The sequence below is a fragment of the Lentzea sp. CA-135723 genome (assembly GCF_050936595.1).
Classification (GTDB): Bacteria; Actinomycetota; Actinomycetes; order Mycobacteriales; family Pseudonocardiaceae; genus Lentzea.
This window is the reverse complement of the sequence record NZ_JBNJMK010000002.1, coordinates 468862-485882: the sequence shown is the minus strand read 5'-3', so window position 1 is coordinate 485882 and position 17021 is coordinate 468862. Positions and strand designations below refer to the sequence as shown.

Below are 17021 nucleotides of genomic sequence, written 5' to 3'. Positions count from 1 at the left end.
ACACATGTTCGAACGGCGGTCAAGGAGCGCACGTGTCACCCATTGAGGTAGCAGGCTTCATCACCGGCGCACTCTGCGTGTGGCTCGTCGCCCGCCAGAACCCGTGGAACTGGCCCATCGGGATCGCCAACAACATCGCGTTCCTGGTGCTGTTCTGGGGAAGCGGCCTGTACGCCGACTCCGGGCTCCAGATCGTCTACATGGCACTGGCGCTCTACGGGTGGTGGGCGTGGGTGCGCGGCGGTGAGCAGCACAGCACGTTGCACGTCAGTCGCACGAGCAACTCCCAGTGGTTGTGGCTCGCGGTGGCCGGTGTGCTCGGAACCGCGCTGCTGCACTGGATCCTGGCCGTCAACGGGTCGACGGTGCCGCTCTGGGACTCCGTCACGACCGTGCTGTCGCTGCTCGCGACCTGGGGCCAGACGCGCAAGAAGGTCGAGTGCTGGTGGCTGTGGATCGCCGCGGACATCATCTACGTGCCGCTGTACGCCTACAAGGAGCTGTACCTGACAGCAGTGTTGTACGTGGGGTTCATGGTGCTGTGCGTGATCGGCCTGCGCAGCTGGACCAAGGACCTCAGGAGTGCGGAGGTCGCCGCGTGAAGGAGTTCGGCCACGCTCTCGTGCTCGGCAAGTTCTACCCACCGCACAACGGACATCACCACCTCATCGAGACAGCGGCCTCGCGAAGCGAACGCACGACGGTGACCGTTCTGGCCGCTTCGCACGAAACGATCCCGCTCGACGACCGCGTGCGCTGGCTGACCGAGACGCACGCTTCGACACCAGGTGTGCGGATCATCGGCGACCTCGACGACCACCCGATGGACTTCGACTCCGACGAGATCTGGGACCTGCACGTCGCGTTGACCCGCGCGGTGCTGGCCAGGCGGGCCATCGCGGACGGCGAACCGGGCGAAGCACGCGTCGACGCCGTGTTCTCCAGCGAGAAGTACGGCGACGAGCTGGCCGGCAGGCTCGGCGCGCGGCACGTGCTGGTCGACCTCGACCGCCTGACCCACCCCGTCTCCGGCACGGCGATGCGCACCGACCCGGTCGCGAACTGGCACCACCTCTCCCCCGCCGTGCAACGCGGCCTGGGCTGGAAGGTCGTGGTGCTCGGCGCGGAGTCCACCGGCACGACGACGTTGTCGCGGCGGCTCGCCGGCCACTTCGGAGCGCCGTGGATCCCCGAGTACGGCCGCGAGCACACCGAGCACAAGCTGGCCGCCGCCCGGTCGTTCAGCGCGGACGCCACCCTGGACGGTCTGGTGTGGACGCTCGGCGACTTCGAAGACGTTGCGCGCGAACAGGAACGCCGCATCCAGGCCGAGACGGCGCCGCTGGTGATCGCGGACAACGACGCGTTCGCCGCGACCGTGTGGGGCGAGCGCTACCTCGGGTTCCGGCCGGAGATCTTCCCGGGCTCCGCACCGGACCTGTACCTGCTGACCGACCACGCGGGCGTTCCGTTCGAACAGGACGGCTGGCGTGACGGGGAACACCTGCGCTCGTGGATGACCGGCCTGTTCGAACGGGAGCTCACCGCTCGCGGCGTGCCGTGGCTGAAGCTCACCGAGGACAGGTTCGCCACGGCCGTGACCGCGATCGAACACCTCATGCGGCAGGATGTCGCGCGTGGGTCACGGTCACGGGCATAGCCACGCGCTGAGCGAGGAACCGGCGTCGCAGCGCGTGCGCACGTTGCTGACGTGGCTGCTGGTGCCGCTGGCGCTGGCCACGATCGTCGGCGCGGCGCTGCTCTACCCGTTCGGGGTGGAGCAGAAGAAGGGCTCCGAGGTCGGTCTCAACCAGACGCCGGTCGAGGCCGTCGTGACGGGCATGGCGGAGAACTGCGGCGAGAAGTGCGTCGCGATCACCGTGAAGATGACCGACGGCCCCTCGCCCGGCCAGAGCATCACGATCCCGAGCGTGAAGGGCCCCGGCGCACCGAGCTTCAAGCTGGGCGACGAGGTGGTGCTGTCCTACTCGGGCACCCAGCCGCAGGCCGCCGAGTCGTACCAGATCGTCGACTACCAGCGCGGCTGGTCGCTCGCGGTGCTGGCGCTGCTGTTCGCGGGCGCCGTGCTGCTGCTCGGGCGCTGGCAGGGACTCGCGGCGCTGGGCGCGTTGCTGCTGAGCTTCGTGGTGCTGGTGCTGTTCATCATGCCGTCGCTGCTCGCGGGCCAGAACCCGCTGATGGTGGCGGTGGTCGGCGCCGGGCTGATCATGTTCGTGGTGCTGTACCTGACGCACGGCGTCTCGGCGCGCACGTCGACCGCGGTGCTGGGCACGATGGTCAGCCTCGCGCTGATCGGGCTGCTCGGCGCGTTGTTCTCGGCCCTGTCCAGCCTGACCGGCCTGGACGACGACACGGCGAACCTCGTGCGGCTGCTCGGCACCGACATCGACACCCGCGGCCTGCTGCTCGCCGGCACGCTGATCGGCGCGCTGGGCGTGCTCGACGACGTCACCGTGACGCAGACCAGTGCCGTGTGGGAGCTGCGGCGCGCCAACGACAAGCTGACGTGGCGCGAGTTGTTCGCGGCGGGCTCGCGGATCGGCCGCGACCACATGTCGTCCGTGGTGAACACGCTCGTGATGGCCTACGCGGGTGCCGCGCTGCCGTTGCTGCTGGCGATCTCGCTGGCCGGGCGGTCGATGGGCGAGATCCTGACCGCGCAGCAGATCGCGCAGGAGATCGTGCGCACCCTGGTCGGCAGCATCGGCCTGGTGGCGGCGATCCCGGTGACGACGGCGCTGGCCGCCTGGGTGGCCGTGCGCCAGGAGGTCACGCCCGTGGCGGTCGCCCCGGAACCCGAACCGGAACCCTCGGAACCGAAGACGGTGAAGCGCGCGAAGCCGGCGCCGAAGCCCCGGCCCGCGCGCATCGAGGGCGACCTCTTCACGGGCTACGACCCCGGCAAGGGGCCGTGGGAACGTCCTAGTGAGCCAAGAGCACGAAGAGCAGCGCCAGCACGCCCGGCACCACCTGCACGAAGAAGATCTTCCGGCTCGCCGTGAACGTGCCGTAGATGCCGGCGACGATCACGAACACCGTGAACAGCACGGACGCGCCGAAGTCCTGGCGGACGATCGCGTAGATCAGGCCGGCGGCGAGGAAACCGTTGTACAGGCCCTGGTTCGCCGCGAGCGCCTTGGACTCCTGCGCGAACTCGGGCGTCAGGCCGAACGCCTTCTGCCCGCGCGGGGTCGTCCAGAGGAACATCTCCAGGACCACGATGTAGATGTGGATCAACGCCACGAGGGCGAGCAGTACGTTGGCGATGACCTGCACTTGGGTTCCTCCTCAGAGCTGACACACGCGGTGAGACAATAGAGCAGTGGGAAGACAACGGCCCGACACAGAGGCGATCACCGAGTCGATCGACTCAGGCGTCGCGGAGCTGGTCCCCGACCTCGGTGGACGGAACTCCTGGACGTTGCGGGTCAACGGAACCCCACAGTCGCATGTGGACCTGGACGACCCGACCTACCTGGAGTTCGAGTACGTCCGCCGGCTGGGTCACATCGTCGATCTCACCGCGCCCTCACGTGTGCTCCACCTCGGTGGTGGCGCTCTCACGCTAGCGCGCTACGTGGCCGATCTACTCCCCCGCGCGTCTCAGCAGGTGGCGGAGATCGACGCGGGCCTGATCGCGTTCATCCGCCGCGAGCTCCCACCCCCGTCCCGCGTGCGCATCACCACGGGCGACGCCCGCGCCGTGCTGGTGAAGGCCCGCCCCGGCTCGTTCGACCTGATCGTGTCCGACTGCTTCGCCGGAGCCCGCACCCCGGCGCACCTGACGTCCGTCGAGTTCGTCCGCCAGGCCTCCGACGCACTGGCCCCGGACGGCATCTACGCGGCGAACATCGGCGACGGCAACGGCCTCCAGTTCGCCCGCTCCCAGTGCGCGACCGTGCGCGAGGTGTTCGAGCACGTCTGCGTGATGGCCGAACCGGGCGTGTTCCGCGGCCGCCGCTTCGGCAACTTCGTGATCATGGCCTCGCACACGGGCCTGCCGATGCAGCAGCTGACCCGCGCGACGGCGGGCGACCCGTTCCCCGGCCGCGTCGAGCACGGCACGGGGCTGACGAAGTTCATCGGGGGCGCCCCGGTGACGACGGACGCGACCGCCACGCTCTCCCCCGCCCCGCCCTCGGGTCTCTGGGGCACCTGAGCAGTCGGTGCCACGCAATGTTCCCGCGAATTCACCCGTAAGGCCCAGCAGGGACCTGAGAACCTGGTGCTGCCTCCTCGTAACCGCCACGTCAGCTGAGTAGCGGACCGATGTGGAGGTGGCAGTTGCTCGAAGAAGAAAGACCGCAGCCCCAACCGATCGAGGAGGATCCGCCAGGCCGACAGAAGGCAAGGCTTGTCCTCACCGACATCGGCAACGTGGGTGCGGCCGCAGCGGTGCTGGCCACTCTGGCAGGGGCGACGGTCCCAGCCTGGGTGGCCGGAACCGTCGCCGTGCTCGTCTACGCGAGCGCGGTCGTGCTCAACTTCATCGGAAGCAAGTGATCAGGTCGGCCTCTGTTGCGAGCAGGGGCCGGCCACTTCCGTGAGGTTGATGGTAGGGACAACGCTCAGCAATGCCCCCGGTCTGTCGCCCGTTCAGGGCAACCGTCGGTCGTTCAGTCGAGCGAGGTCACGAACTTCGACACGGCGTCGGGGTGGAGCTTCTGCGCCATCCGGCCCGCCGGTGCCAGCGACCCGAGCCGGTACAGCGGCCGTTCCGCCGCCGCCAGCCCGCGCGCCTCGGCCCGCAGCTGGGCGACCAGCAGCTCCGAGAACACCAGGCCGGGCGTGTCCCCGCGCGCGGCCAGCGCGTCCGCGAGCCGCCGCAGCTGGTAGACGCCCAGCTCGCGGCCGCCCGTTCCCGCGTACATCGACAGGGCGACGTTGATCGCCTTCTTGTTGCCGCGCACGAACAGGCCGACGGTCCGGGCGCCGCGCAGGTCCGTGACCAGCAGGTCCAGGCCGTCTGCGGTGGCGAGGTCGACCTTGCGCGTGCCGAACGCCCGCACGTGCACCGTCGTGCCCTGCAGCCACACCGTGCGGCGCGCCTCGGACATCGCCAGCAGGATCACCGGCACCGCCACGATCGCGCCGGCGATGACGCCGGGCCAGCGGCCGCCGATCAGGCCCACGATCGCACCGAAGGCGAGGGCGACCATGATGCCGCCGATCGCCACCATCCTGGCGCGCTTGCGGACCGTCGCCTTGTCGAGCAGGTCGAGAACGAGCTTGTCGTCGCTCACGGGGTCTCCCGCACCGCCTCGCCCTGAGCCAGCGCGTCCCGCACCGCCGGCAGCACGTCCGTCAACGCCACGTCGACCTGCTCGCCGGTCGCCAGGGTCTTCACCCCGATGGTGCCCGCCTCCAGGTTGCGCTCACCGAGCACCAGGGCGATCCGGGCACCCGACTTGTCGGCGGCCTTGAAGCCCGCCTTCATCGAGCGGCCGCCGTAGACCAGGTCGGTGCGCACGCCCGCCGCCCGCAGCTCGCCGGCGATCGCCACGAGCCGTGCGCGCGCGCCCTCGCCCAGCGGCACGCCGATCACGTCCACGCGGGTGAACTCCGGCAGCACGCCCTCCGCCTGCGCGGCGAGCAGCGCGCGGTCGACGCCGAGGCCGAAGCCGACGCCGGACAGCTCCTGGCCGCCGAGCTGCGCCATCAGGCCGTCGTAGCGACCGCCGCCGCCGATGCCCGACTGGGCGCCGAGGCCGTCGTGCACGAACTCGAACGTCGTCTTCGTGTAGTAGTCGAGACCGCGGACCATGCGCGGATTCTCGACGAACTTCACTCCCAGCTCGGTCAAGTACCCCTTGACGAGCTCGTAGTGCTCGCGGCACGCGTCGCAGAGGTTGTCGACCATCAGCGGCGCCTCGGCGACCATCTCGCGCACCTCGGGGCGCTTGTCGTCGAGCACGCGCAGCGGGTTCAGCTCGGCGCGCTGCCGGGTCGCCTCGTCGAGCGGCAGCTCCGCGAGGAACGCCTGCAGCTTCTCCCGGTAGGCGGGACGGCAGTTCGCGTCGCCCAGCGACGTGAGCTCCAGCCGGTAGCCGGTGAGGCCGATCGCGCGGAACCCGGCGTCACCGACGGCGATGACCTCGGCGTCGAGCGCCGGGTCGTCGATGCCGATCGCCTCGATGCCGACCTGGTGGAACTGCCGGTACCGGCCGGCCTGCGGTGCCTCGGCGCGGAAGAACTGGCCCGCGTAGTAGAGCTTCGCCGGCAGCGAGCCGCGGTCGAGGCTGTGCTCGATGACCGCCCGCATCACGCCGGCGGTGCCCTCCGGCCGCAGCGTGATGGACCGCTCGCCGCGGTCCTGGAAGGTGTACATCTCCTTCGACACGACGTCGGTGGACTCACCGACACCGCGGGCGAACAGCGCCGTGTCCTCGAAGACCGGCAGCTCGATGTAGCCGTAGCCCGCGAGCTCGGCCGCCCTGGTCAGCGTGGACCGGACGTGCGCGAACGCGGCGGACGTCGGCGGGATGTAGTCAGGAACGCCTTTGGGTGCGGAAAACACGTCTCTCAAAGTCCTCGGTGCGGGGCGGCCGGAGCGTCCTGCAGCTGCAGGAGGTAAGGATTCGTCGCACGCTCGCGGCCTATGGTCGTCGTCGGGCCGTGGCCGGGCAGCACCACCGTGTCGTCGGGCAAGGTCAGCACCTTGCTCTGCAGAGACGACAGCATCGCGGAGTGGTCGCCACCCGGCAGGTCGGTGCGTCCGATCGATCCGGCGAAGAGCGTGTCACCCGAGATCACCAGGCGACCGCCTTCCTGCACACCGGATCGGAACATCACCGACCCGCCGGTATGGCCCGGCGTGTGGTCGACGGTGATCTGCAGTCCGGCGAGGTCCAGGTCGAGGCCGTCGGTGAGCTCGCGGACCTCGGACGGCTCGCGCATCTCCAGGTTGCCGCCGAAGAACGCGGCCGACTCACGGCTGATGCCCTTCAGCGGGTCTGACAGCATCGCTACGTCATCCGGGTGGATGTAAGCGGGCACGTCGTTGCCGTCGCACACGGGCGTGACGGAGAAGGTGTGGTCGAAGTGCCCGTGCGTGAGCAGCACGGCGACAGGCGCGAGACGGTGCTTGCGCAAGGCCTGCTCGATCGGTTCGACCGCGTCCTGACCGGGGTCGATGATCACGCAGGGCTCGCCCTCACCGGCCGCCAGGACGAAGCAGTTCGCCTGGAGCGCCCCGGTGGGGAACCCGATCACGAGCACGAAAATGACCTCCCTGTTCAACGACAGCCTAACCACCACACAAAGCTCATATGCCCAGGCCCTAGACTCCCGAGCCGACCGCCCTATTCGCATGAGTCCCTGGGGAGGGAGCACGTGCCCACCAACGAGCAGCGACGCGCTAGCGCCAAGCGCAAGCTTGAGCGTCAAATGGTCTACCGCCAGGAGCGGGCCAAGAAGCGTCGCATCATCGCCGTCGTGTCGACGGTCGTCGTTGTTGCGCTCGTCGGAGGTGGCGTGTGGTTCCTCGCGACCAATGACGTATTCGGCAACGGTGACGCCGCCGCGTCGGAGACTCCCACCCAGGAGTCGGTGGACAAGGCGGAGAACATCCCCACCGCGCTGCACCAGATTCCGAAGCGCCCCGCCGCGCTGCCGGAAAAGGTGAACTGTGAATACACGAAGGGCCAGGAGCCGGCGGCCAAGGAGAACACCCCGCCCGCGAACGGCGAGCAGTCCTCGGCCGGCACGGTCGGCGTCACGCTCGGCACCTCGATCGGCGACCTGAAGTTCACGCTCGACCGCTCGCTCGCGCCGTGCACGGTGAACAACTTCGTGAGCCTGGCGAGCCAGAAGTACTTCGACAACACGACGTGCCACCGCCTCGTGGTGACCGGCATCCAGGTCCTGCAGTGCGGCGACCCCGGCGGCAACGGCATGGGCGGCCCCGGCTACTCGTTCAAGGACGAGGTCTACCCGGAGCTCACCTACGGCCGCGGCGTGCTCGCCATGGCGAACTCGGGCCCGGACACGAACGGTTCGCAGTTCTTCATCGTCTACGGCGACGGCGCGAACCTGCAGGCCAAGTACACGATCTTCGGCACGGTCGACGAGGAGTCGCTGAAGAAGATCGACGAGGTCGCGAAGACCGGCACGATCTCGCAGGCGCCCGGCCAGGGCGACGGCAAGCCGAAGACCCCGGTCGACATCAAGTCCGCGCTGGTCGCGAACTAGTCCCTCGACGCTGGAAAGGGCCCCCGGAGCATCCGCTCCGGGGGCCCTTTCGTCGTGGTCGGCCCCAGGTTGTCCTGCCGGGTCGTCTCGCCGGTCGTTACGACGCCGAGGTCACGCGGTAGACGTCGTAGACGCCCTCAACGCTGCGCACGGCCTTCAGGACGTGCCCGAGGTGCTTCGGGTCGCCCATCTCGAACGAGAAGCGGCTGACGGCCACCCTGTCACGTGACGTCGTCACCGACGCCGACAGGATGTTGACCCGCTCGTCCGCCAGCACCTTCGTGACGTCGGAGAGCAGCCGGTGCCGGTCGAGCGCCTCGACCTGGATGGCGACCAGGAAGACGCTGGACGCGCTCGGCGCCCACTCGACGTCCAGGAGCCGTTCCGGCGACTTCAGCAGCTCGTCGGCGTTCGTGCAGTCGGTGCGGTGCACGGACACACCGCCGCCGCGCGTCACGAAGCCGAGGATGTCGTCGCCCGGCACCGGGGTGCAGCAGCGGGCGAGCTTCACCCACACGTCGCCCGCGTCCTTGACGATCACGCCCGCGTCGCCGGTGGGGCGGCGCCGGGTGACCGTGGACGGGGTGGCGCGGTCGGCCAGTTCCTCCTCGGCGTGGTCGACACCGCCGAGCTGCGCGACGAGCCGTTGCACGACGTGGCGGGCGCTCGTGTGCCCCTCGCCCACCGCCGCGTACAGCGCGCTCATGTCCGGGTAGTGCAGTTCCTTCGCCAGGGCCTGCATCGAGTCGACGCTGACCAGGCGCTGGATCGGCAGCCCGACGCGCCGGACCTCCTTGGTGATCGCGTCCTTGCCCTGCTCGATCGCCTCTTCCTTGCGCTCCTTGGCGAACCACTGCTTGATCTTCGCCTTGGCGCGCGGGGACGCGACGAAGCTCAACCAGTCGCGGGACGGGCCCGCACCCTCCGCCTTGGAGGTGAAGATCTCGACGACCTCGCCGTTCTCCAGCTTGCGTTCGAGAGCGACCAGGCGACCGTTCACGCGGGCGCCGATGCAGCGGTGACCGACCTCGGTGTGCACGGCGTAGGCGAAGTCGACCGGGCACGATCCCGTCGGCAGCGTCTCGACGTCCCCCTTGGGGGTGAACACGAAGATCTCGCGGGCGGCGAGGTCCCACCTGAGGCCCTCGAGGAACTCACCGGGGTCCGCGGCTTCCCGCTGCCAGTCGAGGAGCTGGCGCATCCACGCCATCTCGTCGATCTCGACGGACTTGCCGTTGTGCGTGCCCTTGGTCTCCTTGTAGCGCCAGTGCGCCGCGATGCCGTACTCGGCCCGCTGGTGCATCTCGTGGGTGCGGATCTGCACCTCGAGGGGCTTGCCGTCGGGACCGATCACGGTCGTGTGCAGCGACTGGTACACGCCGAACCGGGGCTGCGCGATGTAGTCCTTGAACCGGCCCGGCATGGGCTGCCAGGCGGCGTGCACGACGCCCATCGCGGCGTAGCAGTCGCGCACCTCGTCCACGAGGATCCGGACGCCCACGAGGTCGTGGATGTCGTCGAAGTCCCTGCCGCGGACGATCATCTTCTGGTTGATCGAGTAGTAGTGCTTCGGCCTGCCCTCGACCTTCGCCACGATCCGCGCCGTCTCGAGCTGACCGGTCAGCTCGCTGACGACGGACCGCAGGTAGGTGTCACGACTCGGTGCGCGCTTCGCGACCAGGCGGACGATCTCGTCGTACTTCTTGGGCTGCAGGATCGCGAACGCGAGGTCCTCCAGCTCCCACTTGACCGTCGCCATGCCCAGCCGGTGGGCCAGCGGTGCGAGCACTTCGAGCGTTTCCCGGGCCTTGCGGGCCTGCTTCTCGGGCGGCAGGAACCGCATGGTGCGCATGTTGTGCAGCCGGTCGGCCAGCTTGATGACCAGGACCCGCGGGTCCTTCGCCATCGCGATGACCATCTTGCGGATGGTCTCGGCCTCGGCCGCTGCCCCCAGCTTGACCTTGTCGAGCTTCGTGACGCCGTCGACCAGCCGGGCGACTTCCTCGCCGAAGTCCTCCTTGAGCTGGTTGAGCGAGTAGTCGGTGTCTTCCACGGTGTCGTGCAGCAGCGCGGCCACCAGCGTCGTGGTATCCATGCCCAGCTCGGCGAGGATGGTCGCCACGGCGAGCGGGTGGGTGATGTACGGGTCGCCGGACTTGCGGCGCTGCGGGCGGTGCTTCTCCTCGGCAACGTCGTACGCGTGCTGCAGAAGCGCCAGATCGGCCTTGGGATGGAGGTCACGGTGCACGGCGGCGAGAGGTTCGAGGACCTGCTTCACCGGGGCCGCACGTTGGGCGGTGATGCGCCGCGCGAGGCGGGCGCGCACGCGCCGGGTAGCCGACGGTTGAACAACCGTCGCAGCGGGTTCGGTGTCTTGACTCAACCCCACGCTCCTCGGGTCTCGCGAGTACCGAGGATAACGCGTTTACGCTGACGAAACTTCCGATGGCGCGCTGAGCGGCGTAGCTCACACGATGAACGCCCACCAAACTTCCGCCGCACCGATCAGAGAGTCTCCAGGAATCTTCGCGAACTCCCTTCGTCCAACGCGATGCCGTCCAACCACGTGAAGAACCCGCGACTGTCCGCGATGGAGGCACCGTCGTGCGCGAAAACGGTGCCCAGATCCGACTCCCCGCAGGCGAGCGGCGCCAGCTTCGCGAAGCCGAGCAACATCCGCGGCGACCGCCGGACCGGCCCGGGACCAGCGGACATCGGCACGATCCGCACGGTGTGCGGGGTGTGCCCCAGCCGTCGAAGCTGCTCCTGCATGATCTTCTCGTCGCCGACCCGCATCCGGAGCGCGAGCTCGTGCACGTAGAAGAGACATTCCGGACTATTCGGCCATCTCGCCTCCTGTCTTTCTTCCAGCTGCCGAACGACTTCCTCGATCTCCTCCGGTGACCCGCGGCCGAACTCGAGGAGTGCGCGCGTGTAATCGGGGTTCTGGATTCTCGCGGGCACGGTCAGCACGTCGTAGCTGGTGATCTTCGTGGCCTGCGCCTCCGCCAATGCGAGCGCGCGGAGGTCGGCCGGAGCGATCAGCACGCGCGGGTCGAACGCGTACCGGTAGCGGGCGCGGAACGCCTCGAAGCAGTCGCTGTCCCGCCCGCACGTCATCAGGTACTGGACCAGGTCGATCTCGCTCGCCCGGGCCTTGCCCTTCTCGATGTTGGAGACCTTGCTCGGGTCCCAGCCGAGCTGCTCGGCGAAGGCCTGGCCGGTGAGGCGCGTGAACTTCTCGCGCAGCCGGCGCAGTTCGGCGCCCAGGGCTCGGCTGTAGGCGGTGGAGGTGATGGCGGTGGCAGCGGTTCCGCCGCGAGTGGGCATGGGTCCTCCTGTCCGATGGGGACGGTTGAGTGGCGCGGAATGGTTGGTGCGCTTGGCTTTCCGGTGTGCGGGCCGGGGTTGGGCCGGGCGGGAGTTGGCGGACCCCAGAGCATGCGGCAGATGCACAGAGGACGGACTGACGCTCGGGCGAGCGGACGCGGACAGCGGGCGACCAGGTGGGCCGCAGGCGGCTTGCGGACGGACAGCGGGTAGCGGGTACCGGACAGAGCCGGCGGACAGCGGGTACCGGACAGAGCCGGCGGACAGCGGGTAGCGGACGGGGCCGGCGGACGGATGCGCCAGCAGGCGGCAGCCAGGAATTCCACTGTGGAGTTTCGCCCGCCGCGGCGGATCAGGAACCGCCGGCGGCACACCGATGTCGCGTTGGCGGCCGAGGCTTCGAAGCCGCTCTGCCGAGATGTGACGCGACGGGCGCGACGGTGGCCCCAGCGGCAGAGATCAGGTGGGTTTTCCATTCGCTCATGTGTTCGACCGTACCGCAAGATCGCAAGATAACCGCACGTCAGACGTCACTCGTTCGGGTTAATCAGCCCGGCGGCGGTGCAACCAGCACCCGAAAACGGGCCGCGGAAGTGCGTTCAGGCGCAGCTGCGCGCGGGTCGCTGGGCGACCTGACAGACTCGGGTGCGTGAGGACTCTGGTGTGGTGCGCCGCGATGACGTTCGTGTGGCTCGGCACGATGGCGTACCTGGCCCTGGACGAGCCGGGCCACGTCGACCAGCGCTCCCTGATCGGCTCGGCGGTGGGCTGGGTGATCGCCACCGCGCTCAGCTGGCTGGTGCTGCGCCGGGCCGTCCCGCCGAGGCCGCGGCTGTGGGAGATCGTCGTCGTGACGGCACCGGCGTCGCTCGTCACGCTGGTGTTCGTGAGCGTGGGCGCCGCGTTCGTGGCTCCGCCGCCGATCGCCTGAGCCCAGGCACGCGCGGCAGGTGCGGCACGTGCGACTTGCACCACCAGGCGGTGTTTTGGTGGTTACGCGGCTGGCATGATGGTCGCTCAGGTGAGTCGAAGGTCTGGGGGGACCACATGTCTGCTTCGCCGCACCCTCAAGCAGTTCGTTCCGTGAGCAGAGGAACGCCGTTCGGTCATGCCGCGGCCGGCGCCGGCGTCTGGTACGTGGCGCTCGTGGTCGGGTACGGGATCTGGGTGCTGAGGTCCGGCTCCGGGTTCGGGCAGCTCGTCACCGTGCTGGTGGCCGGGTTCGTCCTGTGGAGCCTCACCGCGCTCGTCATGTGGGCGCTCGCGAGGCGGGTCCGGATCAAGCCCTGGGTGCTGATCTTCCTGAGCGCGGCGATCTACTTCGTGTTGTCGCAGGTGCTCTTGATGCTCGGCGCCGTCGTGGGCTTCGCGTTCGTGATCCTGAGGGGCTGAACGCGATGAGGGGACCGGCCAGGTGACCGGTCCCCTCGTCGAGCACGTAGAACGTCAGACGGCCAGGAGGGCGTTGACCTCGCGGCCCGCCAGGCGGGAGCGGCCGCCCAGCGCGGCGATCTCCAGCACCACCGAGACGCCCGTGACGATGCCTCCCGCGCGCTCCACGAGCGTGCAGGCGGCCTCCGCGGTGCCTCCGGTGGCCAGCACGTCGTCGACCACGACCACGCGCTGGCCCCGCTCGATGGCGTCGGCAGGCAGCTCCAGCGAGGCCGTGCCGTACTCCAGTTCGTACGACTCGGAGTCGGCGACGACCGGGAGCTTGCCCGGCTTGCGCAGCGGCACCACGCCGTAGCGCCACCCATAACCCAGAGCAGCACCCAGGAGGAAGCCGCGCGACTCGATGGCGGCGATCACCTGGGTGCTGTCGTCGATCTTGTCCTGCAGAGCGTCGACCACGGCGCGCAGGGCGTCCGGGTCGGTGAGAACCGGCGTGAAGTCCCGGAAGACGACCCCTGGCTTGGGGAAGTCCGGGACTTCACGCATCAGTCCCAGAGCACGATCCAATTTCAACGCTGACGCTTCCCGGTCGGACGGCGGCGCGCGTCGGCAGCCTTGGCGGTGCGGTGGGGCACCGACGCGGCGGCGGCGTACGCCTCTTCCTTGCGCAGGTCGGCTGCGAGGTCGTCCTCGTCGACCGACTCGATGCCCTCGGCGACCTGCGGGCCCGTGGCCTTGGCACGGCGGGCCTGCACGCGCTTGGCCTGCGCGATGTACTTCGGGTCGCGCATCTTCAGGTCCACCAGCACCGGGGTGGCGATGAAGATCGAGGACAGGGCGCCGATGAACATGCCGACGAGCTGCACCAGCGCGAGGTCCTGCAGCGTGCCGACGCCGAGGATGCCGACGCCGACGACCAGCAGGCCGATGACCGGGAGGAGCGCGATCAACGAGGTGTTGATCGAGCGCATCAGGGTCTGGTTCAGCGCCAGGTTCGCGGCCTCGGCGTAGGTGCGGCGGGTCAGGCCCAGCAGGCCCCGGGTGTTCTCCTTGACCTTGTCGAACACGACGACCGTGTCGTACAGGGAGAAGCCGAGGATCGTGAGCAGACCGATCACCGTCGCCGGCGTCACCTCGAAGCCGATGAGCGAGTAGACGCCCGCGGTGATGATGACGTCGTGGAACACGGCGACGAGCGCGCCGACGGCCATCCGCCACTCGAAGTAGGACGCGAGGAAGATCGTCACCACGACGAAGAACCAGAACAGGGCCCAGAGGGCCTTGCCGCTGATCTCACCGCCCCAGGACGCCGAGACGGCGCTGTCGGAGATGGCCGTCGCACCGCCCTGCGGCTGGGTGTCGGCCGCGAGCGCCGCCTTGAGGGTCGAGACCTCCTGGACGTTCAGCGCGGGCGACTTGAGCTGGATCGACGCGCTGGCGCCGGAACCGACGGCCTGCACCGCGTTGGGCTTCTTGCCGGGCAGGGCCTTCGCGTAGACGTCCTCGACCGTGCCGGTCGTGATCGTCTGGCCGCTGGCCGAGACCGACGGCATCGAGATCTTGGTGCCGCCCTTGAAGTCGATGCCCAGGTTGAAGCCGTTGAACACCATCGAGCCGATGCAGACCAGCAGGATGATGCCGGACACGATGTACCAGCGGGTGCGCTTGCCGACGATGTCGAACGCGCCGTTGCCCACGTAGAGCCGTGAGAACACGCTCATGTCAGGCCTCCTTCACGGCGGTGGTCTTGCCGGTCGCGGCGGCGCGGTGCGCGGCGCCCTCTCGGGCGGCACCGCCCAGACCCGACAGGCTCGGGTTGGAGAGGAACTTGGACTTCGACGCCATCGCGACGAGCGGGTGCGTCACGAGGAACACGACCACGAGGTCGAGGACCGTGGACATGCCCAGGGTGAACGCGAAGCCCTTCACCTGGCCGACGGCGATGACGTACAGCACGGCGGCGGCGATGAAGCTGACCGCGTCGGCGGAGAGGATCGTGCGGCGCGAACGGACCCATGCGCGCGGCACCGCCGAACGGAACGTGCGGCCCTCACGCACTTCGTCCTTCAGTCGTTCGAAGAAGACGATGAACGAGTCCGCGGTGATACCGATCGCGACGATGAAGCCCGCGATGCCGGCGAGGTCGAGCGTGAACCCGATCAGGCGGCCGAGCAGGACCAGCACGGCGTAGATGATCACGCCGGACAGGACCAGCGACAGGATCGTCAGGATGCCGAGCAGGCGATAGTAGAACATGCAGTAGACGAAGACCAGCGCGAGGCCGATGCCGCCGGCGATCAGACCCGCCTTGAGCGACTGCAGGCCGAGCGTCGGGGAGATCGTCTGCGCCTCGGACGAGTCGAAGGACAGCGGCAGCGCGCCGTACTTCAGCGTGTTCGCGAGGTTCTGGGCTTCCTTCAGCGTGAACTTGCCGCTGATCTCGGTCGAACCGCCCTCGATGGCCGACTGGATGGTCGGCGCGGACATGACCTCGCCGTCGAGCACGACCGCGACGGCCTGCTGGACGTTGGCCGCGGTGAACTTGGCCCACTTGGTGCCGCCCTCGGACTTGAAGTCCAGGTTGACGACGTAGCCGGTGCCGTTCGGGTTGTTGTTCGCGGCGGCGTTGTTGATGTCCTCACCGGTGAGGCGGGAGTAGTTGGTGAAGTCGTCCGCCTTGGTCTCGGTGTCCTCCTTGGGAGGGTTGACCGGAGCCAGGGTGTACTTGAACTCGCCCTTCTCGTCACAGGTGACGAGCGGCTTGTCGAGGTCGTCGTTGCCGCGCAGCGGGTCGGGCTGCGTGCAGTCGAGCATCAGCGCGGCCTGCTGCAGGATCTGCGGGTCCGTGGCCTGCCGCAGCGCCTTGGCCTCCTGGATCTCCTTCGCGACCTTCGGGTCGACGTTGGAGGGGGCGGCCGGCGTGCTGGGCGGCGTGCTCGCGTTGCTCGACGGCGGGGTGCTCGCGCCACTGGACGGCGGCGTGCTGGACGGCTGACCCGCCAGCGCCGGCGCGGGACGGCCCTGCGGCGCACCGCTGGACGGCGGCGCCTGGCCGGCGCTCTCGCCGGCCGGCGTGGACGGCGGGGTGCTCGCGCTGCCCGACGGCGGCGTGCTCGACGACGTCTGCGCCGGGTTCGGGACCGCGCCCGCCGGCACCGGCTGGCCCATGACCTTGCGGAACGCGAGGCGGGCGGTCTGGCCGAGGCCCTTCGCGCCTTCGCTGTCCGCACCCGGGACGGTGATCACCAGGTTGTTGCCGTCGCGCACGACCTCGGCACCGGAGACGCCGAGACCGTTCACGCGGACCTCGATGAGGTCGCGCGCCCGGTTGAGCGCCTCTTCACTCGGCTGCGCGCCGTCTTCCTGCCGAGCCGTCAGGGTGACGAGCGTGCCACCCTGGAGGTCGATTCCGAGCTTGGGTTTGGCCGAACCGTTCCCGGTCAAAAAGACCAGGGCGTAGAGCGCGACCACGATGAGGACAAAACTCGCCAGATACTTCGCAGGGCGAATTTGCCCGGCCGGAGGTGCCACGATCCGTCCGTCTCCTAGTAGCGATGGTTTCCGAGCGCGCAGCGTAACGCGCGCCAGGTGAGCTGCGCGTCACTACCTGGAGTTGGCGGTGTTCACAGTTGCCAACTCCAGGTGTCACGACTCTGTTGGTTACTTCTTGGCGTTGTGGTCCAAGGGCTCGGCGACCTGTGCGGTGGTCACCTGCTCCTCGTCCTCGTCGGCCTTGTCCTCGACCACTGCCTCATCGGTCTCCGCCACCTTCTCGCGGATCGCGGCACGCAGCCACCGGGTGACGACACCCTCGGAGATCTCGATGTCGATGGTGGTGTCGTGGCTCGTGTCGGCAACGGTGCCGTACAGGCCCGACGTCGTCATCACCTTGTCACCGACCGTGAGCGAGTTCTGCAACGACTGCTGCTCGGCCATCGCCCTCTTCTGCTTGCGCGCGCTGAGGAACAGCGGCACCGCGAGCAGAACCAGGAGCAACGGGAACATCAAACTGCCAAGGTCCATCATTCTCCGATCAAATGGACATGCCTCGACGCACGCCCGATATGTCCAGGTGCTTTCACCGATTG

General features: G+C 68.9%; 18 protein-coding genes. 8 read left to right on the top strand and 10 right to left on the bottom strand.

Translation table 11 applies throughout. From position 1 onward, the window contains the following. Nucleotides 1-32: 32 nt before the first annotated feature. From pnuC to ACQEU1_RS38300, 3 genes are read left to right on the top strand one after another with little or no spacing between them, the layout of a single operon-like run. Entirely contained in the window at nucleotides 33-602 is a 570-nt protein-coding gene (gene pnuC / locus ACQEU1_RS38310) for a nicotinamide riboside transporter PnuC (protein ID WP_433213369.1), read from the top strand. After that, complete coding sequence (locus ACQEU1_RS38305; RefSeq protein WP_433213366.1) at nucleotides 599-1660, top strand: AAA family ATPase; 1062 nt, start codon at nucleotides 599-601, stop codon at nucleotides 1658-1660. The genes pnuC and ACQEU1_RS38305 overlap by 4 nt, the downstream gene beginning before the upstream one ends. Further along, nucleotides 1629-3023 carry a YibE/F family protein gene (locus ACQEU1_RS38300; RefSeq protein ID WP_433213363.1) on the top strand — a complete coding sequence of 465 codons (1395 nt, stop codon included), beginning with the start codon at nucleotides 1629-1631 and terminating at the stop codon, nucleotides 3021-3023. The genes ACQEU1_RS38305 and ACQEU1_RS38300 overlap by 32 nt, the downstream gene beginning before the upstream one ends. On the opposite strand, the gene ACQEU1_RS38295 is transcribed toward ACQEU1_RS38300, so the two are convergent. Further along, nucleotides 2944-3297, bottom strand: coding sequence for a DUF1304 domain-containing protein (locus ACQEU1_RS38295; protein WP_433213360.1), 354 nt, complete (start codon nucleotides 3295-3297; stop codon nucleotides 2944-2946). The genes ACQEU1_RS38300 and ACQEU1_RS38295 overlap by 80 nt on opposite strands. A 46-nt stretch (nucleotides 3298-3343) precedes the next feature. Here ACQEU1_RS38295 and ACQEU1_RS38290 point away from each other — a divergent pair, with 46 nt between their 5' ends. After that, nucleotides 3344-4180, top strand: coding sequence for a spermidine synthase (locus ACQEU1_RS38290; protein ID WP_382440571.1), 837 nt, complete (start codon nucleotides 3344-3346; stop codon nucleotides 4178-4180). Nucleotides 4181-4305: 125 nt separating this feature from the next. Further along, nucleotides 4306-4524: a hypothetical protein gene (locus tag ACQEU1_RS38285; protein WP_433213356.1), complete on the top strand. Its 219-nt coding sequence runs from the start codon at nucleotides 4306-4308 to the stop codon at nucleotides 4522-4524. A gap of 113 nt (nucleotides 4525-4637) precedes the next feature. Here ACQEU1_RS38285 and ACQEU1_RS38280 read toward each other — a convergent pair whose 3' ends face one another. Genes ACQEU1_RS38280 through ACQEU1_RS38270 form a run of 3 tightly spaced genes read right to left on the bottom strand, consistent with a single transcriptional unit; the run spans nucleotide 4638 to nucleotide 7239 of the window. Continuing rightward, on the bottom strand, nucleotides 4638-5264 hold the full coding sequence (locus tag ACQEU1_RS38280; RefSeq protein ID WP_433213353.1) for a hypothetical protein: 627 nt from the start codon (nucleotides 5262-5264) through the stop codon (nucleotides 4638-4640). Next, complete coding sequence (gene hisS, locus ACQEU1_RS38275; protein WP_433213350.1) at nucleotides 5261-6538, bottom strand: histidine--tRNA ligase; 1278 nt, start codon at nucleotides 6536-6538, stop codon at nucleotides 5261-5263. Before hisS ends, ACQEU1_RS38280 begins: the two co-directional genes overlap by 4 nt. Nucleotides 6539-6543: 5 nt before the next feature. Then, entirely contained in the window at nucleotides 6544-7239 is a 696-nt protein-coding gene (locus tag ACQEU1_RS38270) for an MBL fold metallo-hydrolase (RefSeq protein ID WP_433213347.1), read from the bottom strand. A 114-nt stretch (nucleotides 7240-7353) separates the two neighbouring features. Here ACQEU1_RS38270 and ACQEU1_RS38265 point away from each other — a divergent pair, with 114 nt between their 5' ends. Further along, a complete protein-coding gene (locus ACQEU1_RS38265; RefSeq protein ID WP_433213344.1) occupies nucleotides 7354-8211 on the top strand; it encodes a peptidylprolyl isomerase in 858 nt (285 codons plus the stop codon). 97 nt (nucleotides 8212-8308) lie between these two features. Here the strand turns inward: ACQEU1_RS38265 and ACQEU1_RS38260 are convergent, their stop codons facing one another. Beyond that, entirely contained in the window at nucleotides 8309-10594 is a 2286-nt protein-coding gene (locus tag ACQEU1_RS38260; RefSeq protein WP_433213341.1) for a RelA/SpoT family protein, read from the bottom strand. A gap of 122 nt (nucleotides 10595-10716) precedes the next feature. Next, nucleotides 10717-11541, bottom strand: a complete 825-nt coding sequence (locus tag ACQEU1_RS38255; RefSeq protein WP_433213338.1) for a helix-turn-helix domain-containing protein — start codon at nucleotides 11539-11541, stop codon at nucleotides 10717-10719. A 649-nt stretch (nucleotides 11542-12190) separates the two neighbouring features. Here ACQEU1_RS38255 and ACQEU1_RS38250 point away from each other — a divergent pair. Next, complete coding sequence (locus ACQEU1_RS38250; protein WP_433213335.1) at nucleotides 12191-12472, top strand: hypothetical protein; 282 nt, start codon at nucleotides 12191-12193, stop codon at nucleotides 12470-12472. 152 nt (nucleotides 12473-12624) lie between these two features. Then, nucleotides 12625-12933, top strand: coding sequence for a hypothetical protein (locus tag ACQEU1_RS38245; RefSeq protein WP_433213332.1), 309 nt, complete (start codon nucleotides 12625-12627; stop codon nucleotides 12931-12933). A gap of 54 nt (nucleotides 12934-12987) precedes the next feature. On the opposite strand, the gene ACQEU1_RS38240 is transcribed toward ACQEU1_RS38245, so the two are convergent. The 4 genes from ACQEU1_RS38240 to yajC all read right to left on the bottom strand — a co-directional run bounded on the left by ACQEU1_RS38240 (nucleotide 12988) and on the right by yajC (nucleotide 16938). Continuing rightward, nucleotides 12988-13479 carry an adenine phosphoribosyltransferase gene (locus tag ACQEU1_RS38240; protein WP_433213329.1) on the bottom strand — a complete coding sequence of 164 codons (492 nt, stop codon included), beginning with the start codon at nucleotides 13477-13479 and terminating at the stop codon, nucleotides 12988-12990. A gap of 23 nt (nucleotides 13480-13502) precedes the next feature. Then, nucleotides 13503-14654, bottom strand: a complete 1152-nt coding sequence (gene secF / locus ACQEU1_RS38235; protein WP_433213326.1) for a protein translocase subunit SecF — start codon at nucleotides 14652-14654, stop codon at nucleotides 13503-13505. Between the two features lies 1 nt (nucleotide 14655). After that, a complete protein-coding gene (secD, locus tag ACQEU1_RS38230; protein ID WP_433213323.1) occupies nucleotides 14656-16464 on the bottom strand; it encodes a protein translocase subunit SecD in 1809 nt (602 codons plus the stop codon). Between the two features lie 129 nt (nucleotides 16465-16593). After that, nucleotides 16594-16938, bottom strand: a complete 345-nt coding sequence (gene yajC / locus ACQEU1_RS38225) for a preprotein translocase subunit YajC (RefSeq protein WP_433213320.1) — start codon at nucleotides 16936-16938, stop codon at nucleotides 16594-16596. Between the last annotated feature and the right edge of the window lie 83 nt (nucleotides 16939-17021).

Coding starts and splice junctions, on each gene's coding strand:
- ACQEU1_RS38300 (WP_433213363.1), top strand. CDS start 1,629: ATGTCGCGCGTGGGTCACGGTCACGGGCATAGCCACGCGCTGAGCGAG.
- ACQEU1_RS38255 (WP_433213338.1), bottom strand. CDS start 11,541: ATGCCCACTCGCGGCGGAACCGCTGCCACCGCCATCACCTCCACCGCC.
- ACQEU1_RS38240 (WP_433213329.1), bottom strand. CDS start 13,479: ATGCGTGAAGTCCCGGACTTCCCCAAGCCAGGGGTCGTCTTCCGGGAC.
- secF (WP_433213326.1), bottom strand. CDS start 14,654: ATGAGCGTGTTCTCACGGCTCTACGTGGGCAACGGCGCGTTCGACATC.
- yajC (WP_433213320.1), bottom strand. CDS start 16,938: ATGTTCCCGTTGCTCCTGGTTCTGCTCGCGGTGCCGCTGTTCCTCAGC.